A 15,629-nucleotide genomic window follows, 5' to 3' on the forward strand; every position below is an offset into this window, starting at 1 on the left:
TGGTATAATCTTTAAAAAGAAAGAAAATTTATATTTTATCAATTATTTTTCTTTCAATTTTATACGTGAAACTTACCGCAGGAAAATAAAACAGACCGACATTAGAAACCGATCAGGTGAAAGGAGGATGTCATATGTTACACAGCACACAGACAACGAAAAAACACACAGGAAATTTGATTCTGAGATTCGGAATGGCAGGCCTCCTGGCGGCCGGATTATTTTTTTCCGCTCCGTATTCGGCAGCAGCCGAGACAGTTCCAAGTGCAGAAAATACAGACGCCGGTGAAATTACCATTCACTTCACCCATTACGATGCACAGGACCTGGAATTCTATCTGAACACCGATCAGGCGGCCCTTGCTTTTACCGATGCTGCCCTGACATTTCAGGATTCCACAATGGATGCGCCGGTCACCATGTCATATCTTTCCGATGATGGTTCCTATGTCCTGTATCAGAACAGCGAACCGGTCGAGGAAGTAAACGGAACGTTCTCCGTATCGATGGTTACGGAACCTGGCTACACACTGGATATGGATCAGATTTCCTTCTATGTTAATGGACAGGCCGTTTCCAATGGCGGTTCCGTTGTGATTACGGATTCTTCGGCGGCGATGACTTCTCTTGTTTACTGTACCGCAATCCCGGAAACACCGGCAACTGACCCGGAGCCATCTCTTCCAGAAGAGCCATCTGCACCGGAAGTTCCGGAAGAACCGGCCGCTCCAGAACCATCCGTTCCGGAACAGCCATCCGCACCGGCAGAAACCCCAACCGTGGTACAGCCATCTGCTTCGGAACAGCCGGCACAGGAAAATATTCTTCCGGAAACCGCAGCTCCTGCATCCAAAACCGCACCGGAACAGGTTCCTGCATCCGAACCGATCGCAGCAGAACCGATTGCCAGCGCAGTTGTTACAGAAGACGAAGAAGTTGATCTTTCCACCATCACCCGGAAGTTACCGCATCCGCTGTTACTTCTTCCAGCCAGCTTCCAGCCGCAACGCAGATTGTACCATCTGTCAGAACAACAGACCCGGATGCACAGATTATTACTTCGGAAACTGCAGCTCTTGAAAATGCCGCACAGACCGAGAATACACAGACTGCACACACAGGAATCGGCTCCTGGTTCCATCAGCGAACAAATCAGATCCTCGCAGTCATGATCGCTGTGATCCTGCTTCTGATCCTGATCGAATCACTTCTGGCACTAAAGGATTCCATGAATCAGAAAAGATCGCATCGCTTCTATTAAAAATAAGGTCCATAATAAAAAATAAGCATACAAAAAGAAGGAACGTATCTCATGAAACATGGGATACGTTCCTTCTCTTATATTATTTTTTATCCTCTTTTTTTCGCAGCCGCTTTCTGAATCTCACAGAAATCGTGCAGCGCCTGACGGCCGATTTTTACAATTTTACGGATGTTGATGGAATTTGTTCCTCCCTGACGCGGCTTGAAGCTGATCGGGATGAAACGGATTTTCCGGTGAAAATACGCTCCGAAGGCAGTCAGCAGTGCGTTCGGCAGATTGTAGTTTTCCGGCATCAGCGGCAGATACTCGGCCACGTAGTCTGTTTTCATCAGACGGAACGGGGCATTTGCATCCGGCACGGATACGTGGAAATAGGTCCAGAGCACCGCGCACAGCACTTTTTCCACGACAGCGCGGGAAAAGCCGTCGCCGCGGCTTGTGCGGTTTCCGAAAATGGCGTCGTAGCCCTCGCGGATCTGCCAGAACTTTTCGAACTCCTCCGGATCGGTCTGACCGTCGGAATCGGTCTGGAAGATATAGTCCGCACCGTTTTCAAGTGCATAGCGGTAGCCGTACAGAACGGTGGAACCGTGGCCGCCGTTTGGCTTCGTCAGCACGGTGAGCAACGGGTGGGTTTCGCACTCTGCTGAAGCAATTTCATACGTATCGTCGCGGCTTCCGTCGTTGATGATCACAAGACGGGACGCACCGCCGCCGTTATGCTTCTCCACGACGGGACACCATTCCTCGATCGTTCTTTTGATATTTTCCGACTCATTATAGGCTGGTATTACAATATATAAGGTATCCATTGGTATTCTCCTTGCATTTCCTTCCATCCATTATACAGGATTTCTTTTCATTGCGAAAGATGCACTCATGGAGAAAATTTCCCAGTACCGTTCGTTTGTTATTCTTCCCACAGTTTCTGCGGATAACGGCCCTCGTCTTTTAATTTCTGCAGTGCTGCCATGACATTTTCTTTGTCTTCTTTGTACGTTACGCCGTACCAGTTATCATAGGAGCGGAGTACGGTGACTTCCGCTTTTTTCTCCTGCAGCAGTTCATCGACAACGAACGGCAGGAAGTATTCGCCTTTTAACGGGTTGGTTTTGTATACATTCTCGAGGAACGGCAGGAAGCGGCGTTTCAGCTCGATCAGAATGCTCGGTGTGAAGCCCCAGAGGTTCATGGAAACGATGGTTCCCTGCGGCAGTCCGGTCCAGGTTGCGCCGTCATCCTCGGTGTATTCGGCCTGTCCGCCGTGGTTTTCGATTCTTGTGCGCTCATGAATGCCGACAAGGTGGTTCTGGTCGTCTGCGGTGCAGATGCCGCGGGCTACGTGGCCATTGTCGGTCAGGGTTTTGTACAGGTCGTAGGCAACCATCGCGTACTGATAGGTCGCGCCGTCCTGCTCGGTTGTCAGCTGACGGTAGATCTCCTCGAATGCCGTTCTTCCATAATAATCATCGGAATTGATGACTGCGAACGGTGCGCCGTCGATGGCTTCTGCCGCACAGAGAATCGCATGACCGGTTCCCCACGGTTTGACGCGGCCTTCCGGCACTTCGTAGCCTTTCGGGAGAACGTCGAGTTCCTGGTAAACATACTCTACATCCATGTATTTCTCAATTCGCTTGCCGATGCCCTCGCGGAATGCCTCGTCGATGGCTTTTTTGATGATAAAGATGACTTTCTCAAAACCTGCCTGTTTTGCATCATAAATGGAAAAGTCGATAATCATATTTCCGTACGGGTCAACTGGATCAATCTGTTTTAATCCGCCGTAACGGCTTCCCATTCCTGCTGCCATGATGACTAATACTGGTTTTTTGCTCATGATGTTCTCTCCTTTTTATTCTCCAAAATAAACTTTTAATCTCTCCGCAAAGTCTGCCGGGATTTCTCTTTCAAATGGAAATGGTTCTGCATCCGCCAGATACTCGGCGATTTCGCCCAGGACACCGGCGCTCCGGTTCAGTGACCAGGCGGAGATCCAGTCGATCGTATCGTGGCAGGTATGCATGCCGAAACCATCGCGGTTCAGCGTCATCGCCGGGATGCCCTTCCATGCGAAGGTGTTGGAATCGCTGCTCCAGATGTTGTTGATGAGCGATACGCCTTTGTCCGCCTGTTTTAAGTGCTCCATGATCGCGTCGCATGCCTCTTTCGTTGCTGCCACGCCAAGCACGGTTCCGCCGATGGCCTGTCCGGCGAGGTCGACGTTCATGTTGAAGCGGTGCTGCGCCAGCTCGGCTTCATGCGCTTTCACATACGCCCGGCTTCCGCAGAGACCCAGCTCCTCCGCGCCGAACCAGATGCATTCCAGTGTCCGTTTCGGGCGGTTTTCGGCGAAGTAGTGTGCCAGCTCCATGATGATCGCTGCGCCCGCCATGTTGTCGTATGCACCAGGTCCCTGCGGAACGGAATCGTAATGAGCCGTCAGCGTCAGGATTTCCTCTGGCTGCTCGGTTCCCGGGATGCGCAGGATGATATTTTTCGACGTTCTCCTGATTTTTTTCTGCTGTAAAACGAGGCGTGCACGGCTCGTTCCCCGTTCTACCAGTTCCATCGCATCAAGATAATGAATGACGGCGCACGGCAGTTTCGGATTTTTTACGCCGCGCAGGGTGCGGTAGTCCGGCAGACGGTCCTCATCTTTGTCCAGTGGCGTTCCGGTCAGGATCAGAAATCCGACGGCTCCTGCTTTTTCCAGTTTTTCATAGTTTTCTGCATTGGCACCGCCGTTGATCAGGACGATTTTCCCCTCTGCATGGGAAAGGCTGACCGGGTCGCCGTTTTCTACGTAGAGGAATGGTGCCTCCACGCCTTCCGGAGCGGTATTGGCTGCCGCGAAGCAGCCGCGGACGGTGTATGTTTTCTCATATGGCTCTGTGACCGTAAAGACAGCTTCGTCAACCTGCCATGTCTCAATCTCGAACGGCTCGCGGCGGATCTGCAATTCGCCCTGCCCCCATTTTTCTGCGATTTCAGAAAGTTCTTTTTCGATCCGGCAGGCTGCTTTTTCTTCGCCTTCCGTTCCGGCTTCGCGGATGTAGTTAAACTGGCTGACGAACGCATACTGCCGCTGGCCGCTGATGGTATTTGCTTTCATAATAATGTTATGTCCTTTTCTTTTCTTTTTTTATTTTCTTAAAGTTCTTCCAGTACCACTCTCGCGCTGCGTACGGCTTTGACGTCCGTGCGGTAGAGGGTGTATTCGCTTAAGGATGGAAGTCCCATGTTCACATTTTCTTTCCGGTACTGCATCGGGCTCGCCAGTTCGATTTTTCCGGACATATGGTAGGCGGTCACGCCGGTTTTCGGATACAGCTCGCGGATCGCATCCGCGCAGATACCGCCGCCCGCCTGAATACGGATGCGTCCCGCCGCCTGGCGCTGCAGTTCGGCGAGAAGCTCTGCTCCTTTTACCGCACTGTTCTGCTGACCGGAGGTAAGAATGGTGTTCATACCAAGCGATACCGCCTGCTCAAGCGCTTCTTTGGGATCGCGGCAGACATCAAACGCGCGGTGCAGCGTCACGGACATGCCGTCGGCTGCCTCCATCAGCTGTTCCATTGCCGCCATATTCATCGTTCCATCCTCTTTCAGCACACCGACCACAACGCCCTCTGCACCAAGTTCGCGGTACATCGCGACTTCCTCGCGGATTTCTTCTAATTCATATGGGGTGTAGCAGAAATCCCCGAACCGCGGGCGGATCAATGCATGAATCGGAATGGTTGTCTGTCTGCGGATCACCTCAAACAGCTTCGAACCCGGCGTTGTTCCGCCGATCACCAGATTCTGACACAGCTCCAGCCGGCTTGCCCCGCCTTTTGCCGCCGCAAGCGCCGACTCCGCCGAGTCCACACAGACTTCCAGGATATAATCGTTCATAAAATTCCCTCTGTTTTCGTAATTTTCTTTCTCTATCATACCCTATTTGAGGCAATTAGGAAAGAGCTTCTTTGGTTCACTTTCGTTCACTTCTGCTTCTGATGCAGATATTTTTCTCTCGTTGCCATGCCGCCGCGAATGTGGCGTTCAGACTTGTTCACATCCAGAATTTTCCTTGCCTCTGCCGCCAGACCCGGATTCACTTGTACCAGACGTGATGTCAGATCCTTATGCACGGTACTTTTGCTCACTCCGAATTTTTTCGCCGTCTGCCGTACGGTCGCTTTCGTCTCAATCATGTAAATTGCTGTCTCCACAGCACGCTCTTCGATATAGTCCCTCACAAAAAGCCTCCGAAGACGCTGTTTTTACAGTGTATTCGGAGGCTTTGATGGGTATGTCTTCTATTTTATTATTTGTAATATACCCATACCGCTTTTGTCTGTTCCAGCACCTGATCGATATCCCAGGTTTTTTCGGAATTTTTTCTGCTGTTTGGGTCGTTGATTTTCAGTCTGCCATTCTGCAATCCGGTAAGAACGATAAAATGACCGTTGCTGGTAAACTCCCCGGGTCCCATCAGGGCAATGATGGGGTTTCCGGCCTGCAGGTTGTTTTCCACCCGTTCCCGTTCCACAGGGATTTCTTTGCTGGAAAGGCCGATCTGCCGGGCTCCTTCCAGCATCAGAGACCAGGCGGTTCCGCTGCCGTCTACGGCATAGCCGTTCTGTGAGGCAAAATCGGCGACCCAGCGCGGATTTTTTGTGATATCGCCGGTCATGAAAATGGCAACCATGGAAAGTGCTGTCGGTCCGCAGCCGCTTAATCCCATCACTTCACCGGCATATCGGTGATAGCCCCATCTCTGATCCCACTGCAAGAGAAGCGGAACCTCCGATGCGGATGACAGGTCGCTCAGGTCAATCTCCGGCTCCTCCTCTTTTTTCAACGGATATTCTTCGACGAACGTCTCCGTCTCATTGTTTCTCTCGTAAAGCGACAACAGCTCCTCCGGGTACTGATCCATTGAAATGCCGTTTGCTTTCGCATACCGCTGGATCGGATTCTGCCGGAAGCGCCGCACACCGCCCAAAAACAGAAGACAGCCGAACAGCAATAGCAGCCCGCGGATCCGCCATACCTTTCTTTTTCGTCTCCGTGCTCTTTCTCTTCTTTGTATTATCCTTCTTTGTGTCATTCTTTTTTGTTCTGCTATCTCTTGCCATTCCAGTGTATTGTTTTCACGGATCATGAAAAATCCCCCTCCCGATCTTATGGTGTACTCCCAAAATCTTTCTGTGCCTGATTTTGTGAGATGATTGAGAGTACATTCTTCCTTTTCATCATAACAAATTTCCGATTTTTCTTTTTGTATATTTTCCGAAGAAAAACTGCTTTTTTTCCGTCTGCTTTCTTAAGATTTTTTGTATCTGTGCAAAGCCATGCGAAACGGAAGCAAAACCGCAAGCAGGAAAAAGATGGCAAATTCCGGAAATATCATTGAGAAAAAAGTTCAAAAATGGTAAAATAGGAAAAACAACATCTTTAAGCGGAGGATAAAACAAAATGAAAAAACTGAAAGTAAAAAAAGGCAGCACCTGTATGGCTTGTCTTGCCTGTGTGGGAGCATGTTCTGAGGCATTTTATAAGGTATTTGATCCGGACAAGGCATGTCTGCAGATCGTAGAGAAAAAGGCTGTCCGCCCGATCGCCTGTCCGCAGTGCGGTAAATGTGCCGAGGCCTGTCCGGAAGGCGCCATTACCCAGAACCCGAAGGGCGTTTACATGATCAACAAGAAAAAATGTACGGGATGCGGAGCCTGTGCGAAGGCCTGTCCATTTGGCCTGATCGTAAAAACCGAGGGAAATCCGGCTTCCAAATGTATCGCCTGCGGTATCTGCGCGAAAGCCTGCCCGATGGATGTACTGGAAGTTGTGGACGAATAATGATCCGAACTCTTAGATATCGCCAGGATCTCGTGTAAGCACAGATCCTGACTCATTGCTCACATAAACATAAAAATGCACTGTGGAACGTCGTCGGACAATTCCACAGTGCATTTTTCTGTTAAACGAAAAACAATTGATTCCCGCTCGCCGCCTGGCAGAATGATCGATGCCCGTTTCCGCAGACAGCATTCCGACAAAAAGGGACAAAATTTACAATTTTACTCCCGCGCCAGCAGAACCATCGATTTTGCCGGAAGCATCATGCTTTCTTTCATCTCTGCTCCATCCTCTGCGCAGCGTTTTCCATCGCAGAGCAGTTTCCAGTTTCCTTCCGGAAGTTTCTGCAAAGCTTCTTTTTCCCATGGATTGTAGAAGACGCAGACTGCGTGGCCATCCGGGTATTCCAGTTCGTAACCTGCGATCTGGTTTTCACGGAAAAATGTCTTTTTACAGTCCGGCTCGCACGTTCCGTATGCCTGAAATTTTCGGCGCAGAGCGAGAAGACCACGGTAATAGTCCACCAGCTCTTCCTGCTCTAAGGCGCGTGTCCAGTCAATTTTGTTGAGCTGCCACGACGATTTGAAGCTGTTTCCTTCGCCATGCTTCGTGCGCGCAAATTCCTCACCCGCCTGGAAAAACGGCATTCCCTTGCAGGTCATCACAATGCCCGCCGCCAGACGGTTCATCGAAAGCGTCCGCTCATCCATCTTGCCAAAATCCGGCTCCGCATCCTCCTTCCGCTTCGGATCGGACAGTTTTAATTTATCCCACAGTGTATAATTATCATGTGCCGACACATACGGAATCAGCTGGCTCGCATTGCGCGGCTCGTAGGCTCCTTTTCCGTCCATCCAGCCATCTGTCGCAGAAAGTATTCCTGCGGAAAGACGCTCTTTTCCATTGACATAGCCTCCCTCTGCGGCAATAAAAACGCTTCCCTTGATCGAATCTCTCGTATCGTCGCAGAACATGGAAATGCCATCCATCAGCCTTCCGATATTCTGTTTATCCGACGGAAAATATCCCTCCTGCATTGCGCTTGCCGCTGCTTTCCACGGTTCACCGTAAACCAGAATCTCCTCGCCGCGCGGCATCCGGTTCAGAGCTGTGCGGATCGCATTCATGGTCTCCGTGTCATGCAGTGCCATCAGATCGAAGCGGAAACCGTCGATATGATATTCCTTCGCCCAGTAACAAACCGAGTGAACCATAAAGCGGCGGAACATCTCCCGCTCACTTGCCGTCTCGTTTCCACAGTCGGAGCCATTGGAAATCGTGCCATCCTCCCATTCACGGTAATAATAATAAGGAACTGTTTTCTGAAGCGGCGAATCGAGATTATACGTATGATTGTATACCACATCCATAATCACGCCGATGCCGGCTTTATGCAGTGCCTGAACCATTTCCTTCATTTCCCGGATACGTACCTCTCCGTGGAAAGGATCGGTTGCATAGGATCCCTCCGGCACATTGTACTGCACCGGGTCGTAGCCCCAGTTGAACGCTTCCGCATCGTCTTCCGGCACACTTCCGAAATCGAAAACAGGAAGCAGATGCACATGAGAAATGCCAAGCGACTTCAGATAATCGAGCCCTGTCGCATGAATTCCGTCTCCATTCAGCGTTGTGCCTTCTTCCGTAAATGCCAGAAACTTTCCACGGTGCTTATCCGAAACACCGGAATTCGGATCGCTTGAAAAATCCTTCACATGAAGCTCATACACACAGCGGTCCTCCGGCCGGATTTCCGGTCTTTTATCCTGCTCCCAGCCCACCGGGTCCGTCTCTGCAAGATTTACTACCATACTCCGCTCCGAATCAACACCGGAAGCCACGCCGTACGGATCGACCGTATCAAAAACGCCATCTGAGTGCAGAATGTGATACGTATAATACGTTCCATACCGCGCTCCCTGCAATGCACAACTCCAGACACCCTTTTCACCGCGCGTCATCGCAATCGAGGCTATTTTTCGGTCCCCGTGCTCCCGGCTGCTGCCACGTGAAAACAGCTCCAGCGAAACCTCCATTGCTGTCGGCGCCCAGAGCTTCCACTCTGTCACAAACTGTTCATCCTTTTTCGGCATCTGCCAGTTTCCATCACATTCCCTGCTCTTCTTCACCGAGACACCGAGGTCATCCCCTTCATACGTAAAGTTTTCCACAAATTCTTCCGATTCAAAAAAGCTTTTCCACTCCGCCGGCGTTCTTTTCACCACCGCATTCATCTTCTTTCCCTCTATTTCTTTGTAAACTCGCAGAATCTCTCCGACACTCCACGCCTGCGCATAGCAGCCCTTCGACATCACCGGCGCCGCACCATCATAAATCTCCGCCAGATGAAACAGGCATCCTTCCTGCATCCAGCTCGCAAGACGCTCCAGTCCGCGATGCACTTCCTGTTTTCCCTCCTTCGGGAAATAGTTCAGCACCGCGCGGAAATACGCCCCAAGTGGAAATCCCCAGACTGTCCCCTGATGATATGCCCTGTCACGCTCCGGCTGACTTCCGCCGATCCATGGATGAAACGCCGGATCCTCCATCTCCAATGACCGCAGTCCTGCTGTCGTATACAGCTTTTCTTTGACCTCCTGTAAGATCCGCTGCCCCTGCTTCTGACTCACCATCTGAAACGGAAGCGCCAGCACAAAGACCTGATTGCATCGAAACTGCTTCTCTTCATACGTGCCGTTCAGCACATCCTTCAGATATCCTTCCTCTTCCATCCAGAACTTTTCGAGGAAACTCTTCTTCACCTGCTCCGCAAGCTTCCCATACGCCGATCCATCCTTTCCGACAAATGGCGCCAGCTCTTCCAGAATCCTCAGACCATTATACCAGTACGCATTAATCTCCACCGGCTTCCCGTGACGCGGTGTCGGCAGCTCCTTGTCAATCCGCACATCCATCCACGTCACCTGCTCCAGACCGCCCCCGGCCATAATCAGCCCGTCACTGTCCATTTTAATATGGAAATCCGTTCCCTTCTGATACCAGAACACAATATCCTCCATCACCGGAAACGCCTCACGTACAAACTCCACATCTCCTGTCTCAAGGTAATACTCATACACCACATCCAGAAACAAAAGTGCCGCATCCACCGTATTATACATCGGAAGCGCATCCCCCTCCGGAAACAGGTTCGGCATCAGTCCTTCTTTTGTATATGCCATAAAAGTCCGAAGAATGCTCTTACACTCCTCATACTCCCCAATTGCCAGCGTGCATCCCGGAAGCGAAATCATCGTATCCCGCCCCCAGTCCGCAAAATAAGGAAAGCCAGCCATAATACTCTTCCCGCCTGTCGATGCCCGTTCCGTAATATACTGACTCGCACTCACCGCCAGCCGCTTTCCCACCGGATCAGAAATCCCGGACTTTTCCGCAATCGCCTCCTGCCGCTTTTCTTCCTCTTCTATCCACAGCGCAATCCTTTCCTCATCCCACTTATCCACATCATCCGCGAGACTATACACAACAAAAAAGACCTGCTCCCTGCCGTCTCCCGTCATCTCAAACCGAATCCGGTGATTCACGACAGCACTTCCGATGCCATCTCTTCCATCCCGTGCATCCTGCTCAAAAAACAAATCCCTCCAGACCTTCTCCTTCTCCATCTGAAGCTCCCCATTCGTTCCATAAGAAAGAATCACACCGTTGCTCGCAATACACTTCCGGTCCACCGCAAAATCCTGCCCCTCCTGCAGCTGCTCCCCCTTCGCCGCAAACCGCATCACCGGCCGAACCGAAAAACTCCCCTTCTTCCCACTTCTCACCCGATACCGGACAAGAACCGTATTCTCCCCCTGAACCATCCCAATCGTCTTCTCAATTTCAATCCCCTTCACCCGGTAAAACCATACCGGCAGACTCCCCATCTCAAATCCTTCCAGAAACCGAAACCCCTCCACATTCTGCGTCCGATTCACAAACTCCTGTGAAAACAGCTCCGTCTCCTCACCATCCACCTCCAACGTCTCCCAGACATTCGAAATCAGATGCTCCCGCACCGTAGGCGCCTTCAATGCTCCCATTAACAGCGCCTGATCATTCCTCGCCGCATTCCCCATCACCGTCAGCGAACAATAACCTCCCAGTCCGTTTGTCAGCAAAAAACACTTCTTTTCTCCACTCCGGAAATCCATCCACTCCGAAGCATTCAGTCGAATCCTATCCATGCCCCAAAACCTCCATAATTCGTACAATGTGTTCCCGGAACTTTTCTGTTCTCATAAATCAATCACAAAAAACTCCGAAAATATTTTTTTCATTCTATCTCCAAACTTTGCACCAGTCAACAAACTCACGCCGATTCGCCCTACGGGCGAATCCAGCCCCTCTCCCCGTCCTCCAACACACTCTCCCCTTCCACACACAACAATCTCACGCCGATCTGCCCTCCGGGCAGATCCAGACCACTCCTCCCGTCCTCCAACCCCAGGATCTGGCTCCGGCGTCGTGGCACCTGCCGCGCAGACAGGCGCATTGGCATCGGCGGCATGCGGATGATGCACGCGTGGGAGGCAGTGGAGTGAGGATGACGGACGGCCATCCAGGCCGGAAGTCAAGAGGCTCTGAGACGGGAAATCATCAGATTTCCTGTCGAATAGCCTCGGTTCCTCAATCCACCGCCTCCCACACGTCATCATCCGCCCGCCGATGCCACCGCGCCCGTCTGTGCGGCAGGTGCCACGGCGCCGGAGCCAGATCCGTCCCTCCCCCCACACACAAATAGAGCAGCCGACCCCTCATCGGCTGCTCCACACATCATCCTTTGACGGCTCCTGAAAGCCCATCTGTATAATATCTCTGCATTACAACAAACAAAATCGCAATCGGCACCGAAATGCAAACCGCTCCCGCCGCAAAGCAAGTATACCAGCTGTCGATATACTCCTTCTCCAGCATCTTCCACAGACCCAGTGCAACCGTATAATACTTCGCATTCGCTCTGCAGATAACCTTTGCGAAAATAAAGTCCAGCCACGGTCCCAGAAATGCACTCAAAGTCGTGTACACAATAATCGGCTTACTCAGTGGAATTGTCACCTTCGTAAATACCTGGAATCTCGTTGCTCCATCCAGATAAGCCGCCTCATCCAGTGCCTTCGGAACCGTATCAAAAAATCCCTTTGCAAGCAGGAATCCCGCTCCGGAACCGCCCGAGTACACCAGAATCAATGCCACACGGATCATCGATCCCTCCGAAAGGCCAACTGCCTTTAAAATATAGTAGACAGCAACCATCGACATAAATGCCGGGAACAGACCTAAGATCATCGCGATGTTCATGTAAGTCTTACGGATTTTAAAACGCATTCTCGACATACAGTAAGAAACCGAAAGCACGAATACCGTAGAGATCAGACAACTGAACACAGCAATGATAAACGTATTCTTAAACATCTGCGGAAAGTCCAAAACCTGCGTATCTGTAAACAGACGCACATAATTATGAAGCGTATATCCCTTTGGGAAAAAGCTGGTAACATAAGATCCCTTCTGTGTGCTGAAGCTTAAGAGTGCAATCCACAGAACCGGAATCACCCATACAATCGCAAGCAGTGCCAGAACCACATGTACAACCACATCGGAAATCATTCCGCGCGCTTTCATGGAGTGTGTTTTTTTCTCTTTGTTATTCATTATTGGAATCCCTCCTCGTTCTTGTAAGAACCAGTATTCCGGTACGTGATCAGTGAAACTACCGCCAGAATGACAAAGGTAAGAATACCGACAACCGCACCAACGTTAAAGTACTGTAAGTCAACCGTCAGCTTGTACAGCCAGGTAACCAGAAGGTCCGTCTTTCCGGCGGTTGCTCCGACCGGAACCGGTGCTCCTGCAGTCAGCAGATAGATAACGTTGAAGTTGTTGATATTACCCGTAAACGTTGTAATCAGATACGGAGTCGTGACAAACAGCATATACGGCAGCGTAATTTTAAAGAAAATTGTCACAGGGCCTGCGCCGTCCACACGGGCTGCCTCGTAAAGCTCACCCGGAATGTTCTGTAAGATACCGGTAACCTGCATCATGGTAAACGGAATACCAACCCAGAGGTTGATGATAACAACCGTTGCTCTCGCCCAGGTCGCATTTGTCAGGAACGGAAGCGGACTGCTGATCAGACCGGCCTGAACCAAGAGGTTGTTGATCAGGCCGTTGTCCTTTAACATCGTACGCATCAGAAGAAGAGAAACGAACTGCGGAATTGCAGCGGAGAGCATAAAACAGAATCTCCAGAATCCCTTGATGCGGGTTGTTTTACGATTGATGACAATCGCAAGAATCATACCAAGAATATAGTTCAGGAAGGTAGCGAGCACAGCCCAGATCAGGGTCCATCCAAGAACAGACCAGAATGTCTTGCCGATCGAGTTGCCCATGCCAAGAACCGTACTGAAATTTTTCAGTCCAACCCAGTGAAAAATCGTCAGATGGTCGCCGACTTTACTGTAGCTGGTGAAAGCCATACAGATCATAAAGACCAGTGGAAGGATTGTGAAAATCACAATACCGAGAATCGGAAGTGTCAGCAGGGTCCAGTGCAGTCTCTTGTCAACGAGTGCTTCCAGATCCTCTTTGATGGTGTTGATATGTTTCCCTTCCTTTGCACGACACTCTACCTCATAAGCGCTCTTCATATTGACACGCCAGATCATAAAGAAGAGAACCGTAATAAAAATCGTTGCTACTCCGTAGAGCAGGAACAGAATTGTCATATCGCCGCCGGTATATTCATAAATACCCTTGGCCTCGTTCCACACCTCTTCCTGCGCACGGCCGCCCAAGGTGATGAGATGATAGAGATTGTTGATACCGCCTTCAATCATAAACAGGAGATACGCAATTTCTACTGCCAGAAATAAAATACCCTTTACGATCTGTTTGTGAGCCAGATTTCCCAGTCCCATGACAAACATGGAAAGTTTCGTGACCGCATCGCCCTTTGTGATGGCTTTTGTCACCGGATAGGGAGTCTCAAACTCTTTGGCGCGTTTTTTCAATGATGCCATAATCTATCCTTTCCGAAAGACAGGCATTGTCAATCCTGGTGTCTGACAATGCCTGTGGTTTCAATCCTGTTGATTTCCGAACACTTCAGTGCCTGTCTTGCTTACTCGACTGCAGAAGTATTCATGCTTGTGTTCAGTTTCTCTGTCATTTCTGCAGCGTTATCATGGGTAACTTCACCGTTGACCAGAGATTTACCAAAATTCTCTGCCGGAGTCCAGTAGTTGCTCATATTCTTAACGAACGGCTGGATGATAGAAGTATTGTTGAAGGTATCGTTCTGAGCAGTTACCAGTGCATCGTCTGTGATCTGGGAAAGCAGCTCTTCGTTACACGGAACTACGTTTCTCAGTTCATAGTGTGCTTTCTGAGCATCTGCGCTTCCGAGATATCTTGCAAGAGCAACTGCAACCTGCGGATATTCACAGTTCGGATTCACACCGATTGCTTTAGAACCGGAGAAGGATTTCATCTGTTTCTCCTCACCGTTGATGGTGATCGTCGGAAGCTGTACAACACCATAGTTGTCGCCGAGTGCCTCTTTGACTGCGGACGCATCCCAGGAACCGGAGAACATTGCTTTTACAGAACCGTCACGCAGACCGGAAAGACCGGATCCGTCTGCATCAGATACGAAGTTCGGATTGTTTACCAGGTCAACCAGGTAATCGGTTACTGCTTTTGCTTTATCGCCTTCGAAGTCAACGCCTGCTGCCTCGTCTGTTCCGTCCTCACCGAACAGCGTACAGCCGTTTGCTACGTAGAAGGAAGCAATGTACCAGGAGTTTGTAATCGGGAAGGAAATCTTGTCTTTTGCGATCATGGTATCCAGGTTTTTCACTTCATCCTCAGTGAATGCAGATTTATCATAGTACATAAACCAGGTGTTTGTGGTGAATGGTACACCGTAGATATCGCCGTCAACGGATACGGAATCTACAATTGCCTGAGAGTTGTTCTCTTTTACCTCCTCAACTGTCTGTCCGCCGAGTTTTGAAATTCCGTTTGCAGCGATCAGGGATGTCAGGTTGTCGTTTGCAAACATGTAAACATCTGCTGCTCCTTCCACGTCCTGTGTTACGGTATCTTTTGCATCGCTCTCTGCGCATACACCGTAATCAAAGGTAATGTGCCAGGATGGATGCTCCTCTGCAAACTGATTGCACATGGTCTGCAGCCACTCACCGCTGTCGCTTGCCTGATCCTCTGACGGAGACCATACGGTAAGGGTTGTGGTAATTTCCTCTTCCTCTGCTGCGTTGGAAGCAGATGCGCTTGTGCTTCCTGCCTCGGATGTGCTCTTGGAATCGTTTCCGGAAGCGGCATTTGAAGAACCGCTGTCGCTGTTTCCGCATCCTGCCAGCATGCCAACTGCAAGTGCTGCGGTCATCATAATAGATACTACTTTCTTTTTCATATTGAAAATCCTCCTTATATGATTTTTCTTTCTGGAACGTCTGCTGTCATATCGCATTTGCTGCTTGGTATCTCT

12 protein-coding genes are annotated in these 15,629 nt (G+C 50.3%); 2 read left to right on the top strand and 10 right to left on the bottom strand.

What is annotated here, in order from left to right; genetic code table 11:
- Nucleotides 1-134: 134 nt before the first annotated feature.
- Nucleotides 135-1,172, top strand: coding sequence for a hypothetical protein (locus DWZ60_RS13465; protein WP_117813394.1), 1,038 nt, complete (start codon nt 135-137; stop codon nt 1,170-1,172).
- 178 nt (nt 1,173-1,350) lie between these two features.
- On the opposite strand, the gene DWZ60_RS13470 is transcribed toward DWZ60_RS13465, so the two are convergent.
- The 6 genes from DWZ60_RS13470 to DWZ60_RS13495 all read right to left on the bottom strand — a co-directional run bounded on the left by DWZ60_RS13470 (nt 1,351) and on the right by DWZ60_RS13495 (nt 6,416).
- Nucleotides 1,351-2,076: a glycosyltransferase family 2 protein gene (locus tag DWZ60_RS13470; RefSeq protein WP_118697406.1), complete on the bottom strand. Its 726-nt coding sequence runs from the start codon at nt 2,074-2,076 to the stop codon at nt 1,351-1,353.
- Nucleotides 2,077-2,174: 98 nt separating this feature from the next.
- Nucleotides 2,175-3,104, bottom strand: a complete 930-nt coding sequence (locus tag DWZ60_RS13475) for a nucleotidyltransferase family protein (RefSeq protein ID WP_055220899.1) — start codon at nt 3,102-3,104, stop codon at nt 2,175-2,177.
- A 15-nt stretch (nt 3,105-3,119) separates the two neighbouring features.
- Nucleotides 3,120-4,379: a M20/M25/M40 family metallo-hydrolase gene (locus tag DWZ60_RS13480; protein ID WP_119198312.1), complete on the bottom strand. Its 1,260-nt coding sequence runs from the start codon at nt 4,377-4,379 to the stop codon at nt 3,120-3,122.
- 38 nt (nt 4,380-4,417) lie between these two features.
- Entirely contained in the window at nt 4,418-5,164 is a 747-nt protein-coding gene (locus tag DWZ60_RS13485; RefSeq protein WP_117813453.1) for a copper homeostasis protein CutC, read from the bottom strand.
- A gap of 86 nt (nt 5,165-5,250) precedes the next feature.
- The gene (spoIIID, locus tag DWZ60_RS13490; RefSeq protein ID WP_055220903.1) at nt 5,251-5,508 is read right to left on the bottom strand and encodes a sporulation transcriptional regulator SpoIIID; all 258 of its coding nucleotides are present in this window, start codon (nt 5,506-5,508) and stop codon (nt 5,251-5,253) included.
- A 68-nt stretch (nt 5,509-5,576) separates the two neighbouring features.
- Nucleotides 5,577-6,416, bottom strand: a complete 840-nt coding sequence (locus DWZ60_RS13495) for a C39 family peptidase (RefSeq protein ID WP_117805266.1) — start codon at nt 6,414-6,416, stop codon at nt 5,577-5,579.
- 314 nt (nt 6,417-6,730) lie between these two features.
- Here DWZ60_RS13495 and DWZ60_RS13505 point away from each other — a divergent pair, with 314 nt between their 5' ends.
- Nucleotides 6,731-7,111 (top strand): 4Fe-4S binding protein, encoded by a 381-nt coding sequence (locus tag DWZ60_RS13505; protein ID WP_022463049.1) that lies wholly within the window; start codon nt 6,731-6,733, stop codon nt 7,109-7,111.
- Between the two features lie 221 nt (nt 7,112-7,332).
- Here the strand turns inward: DWZ60_RS13505 and pulA are convergent, their stop codons facing one another.
- The 4 genes from pulA to DWZ60_RS13530 all read right to left on the bottom strand — a co-directional run bounded on the left by pulA (nt 7,333) and on the right by DWZ60_RS13530 (nt 15,554).
- Nucleotides 7,333-11,298 (bottom strand): type I pullulanase, encoded by a 3,966-nt coding sequence (gene pulA / locus DWZ60_RS13510; RefSeq protein WP_119221830.1) that lies wholly within the window; start codon nt 11,296-11,298, stop codon nt 7,333-7,335.
- A 589-nt stretch (nt 11,299-11,887) separates the two neighbouring features.
- Nucleotides 11,888-12,766, bottom strand: a complete 879-nt coding sequence (locus DWZ60_RS13520) for a sugar ABC transporter permease (RefSeq protein WP_243026017.1) — start codon at nt 12,764-12,766, stop codon at nt 11,888-11,890.
- Complete coding sequence (locus DWZ60_RS13525) at nt 12,766-14,139, bottom strand: carbohydrate ABC transporter permease (RefSeq protein ID WP_117761299.1); 1,374 nt, start codon at nt 14,137-14,139, stop codon at nt 12,766-12,768. The genes DWZ60_RS13520 and DWZ60_RS13525 overlap by 1 nt, the downstream gene beginning before the upstream one ends.
- 101 nt (nt 14,140-14,240) lie before the next feature.
- Complete coding sequence (locus tag DWZ60_RS13530) at nt 14,241-15,554, bottom strand: extracellular solute-binding protein (protein WP_118660367.1); 1,314 nt, start codon at nt 15,552-15,554, stop codon at nt 14,241-14,243.
- Nucleotides 15,555-15,629 lie beyond the last annotated feature (75 nt).

The organism is Blautia sp. AF34-10 (genome assembly GCF_003477865.1).
Classification (GTDB): Bacteria; Bacillota; Clostridia; order Lachnospirales; family Lachnospiraceae; genus Fusicatenibacter; species Fusicatenibacter saccharivorans.

Coding starts and splice junctions, on each gene's coding strand:
- DWZ60_RS13465 (WP_117813394.1), top strand. CDS start 135: ATGTTACACAGCACACAGACAACGAAAAAACACACAGGAAATTTGATT.
- DWZ60_RS13470 (WP_118697406.1), bottom strand. CDS start 2,076: ATGGATACCTTATATATTGTAATACCAGCCTATAATGAGTCGGAAAAT.
- DWZ60_RS13475 (WP_055220899.1), bottom strand. CDS start 3,104: ATGAGCAAAAAACCAGTATTAGTCATCATGGCAGCAGGAATGGGAAGC.
- DWZ60_RS13480 (WP_119198312.1), bottom strand. CDS start 4,379: ATGAAAGCAAATACCATCAGCGGCCAGCGGCAGTATGCGTTCGTCAGC.
- DWZ60_RS13485 (WP_117813453.1), bottom strand. CDS start 5,164: ATGAACGATTATATCCTGGAAGTCTGTGTGGACTCGGCGGAGTCGGCG.
- DWZ60_RS13495 (WP_117805266.1), bottom strand. CDS start 6,416: ATGATCCGTGAAAACAATACACTGGAATGGCAAGAGATAGCAGAACAA.
- DWZ60_RS13505 (WP_022463049.1), top strand. CDS start 6,731: ATGAAAAAACTGAAAGTAAAAAAAGGCAGCACCTGTATGGCTTGTCTT.
- pulA (WP_119221830.1), bottom strand. CDS start 11,298: ATGGATAGGATTCGACTGAATGCTTCGGAGTGGATGGATTTCCGGAGT.
- DWZ60_RS13520 (WP_243026017.1), bottom strand. CDS start 12,766: ATGAATAACAAAGAGAAAAAAACACACTCCATGAAAGCGCGCGGAATG.
- DWZ60_RS13525 (WP_117761299.1), bottom strand. CDS start 14,139: ATGGCATCATTGAAAAAACGCGCCAAAGAGTTTGAGACTCCCTATCCG.
- DWZ60_RS13530 (WP_118660367.1), bottom strand. CDS start 15,554: ATGAAAAAGAAAGTAGTATCTATTATGATGACCGCAGCACTTGCAGTT.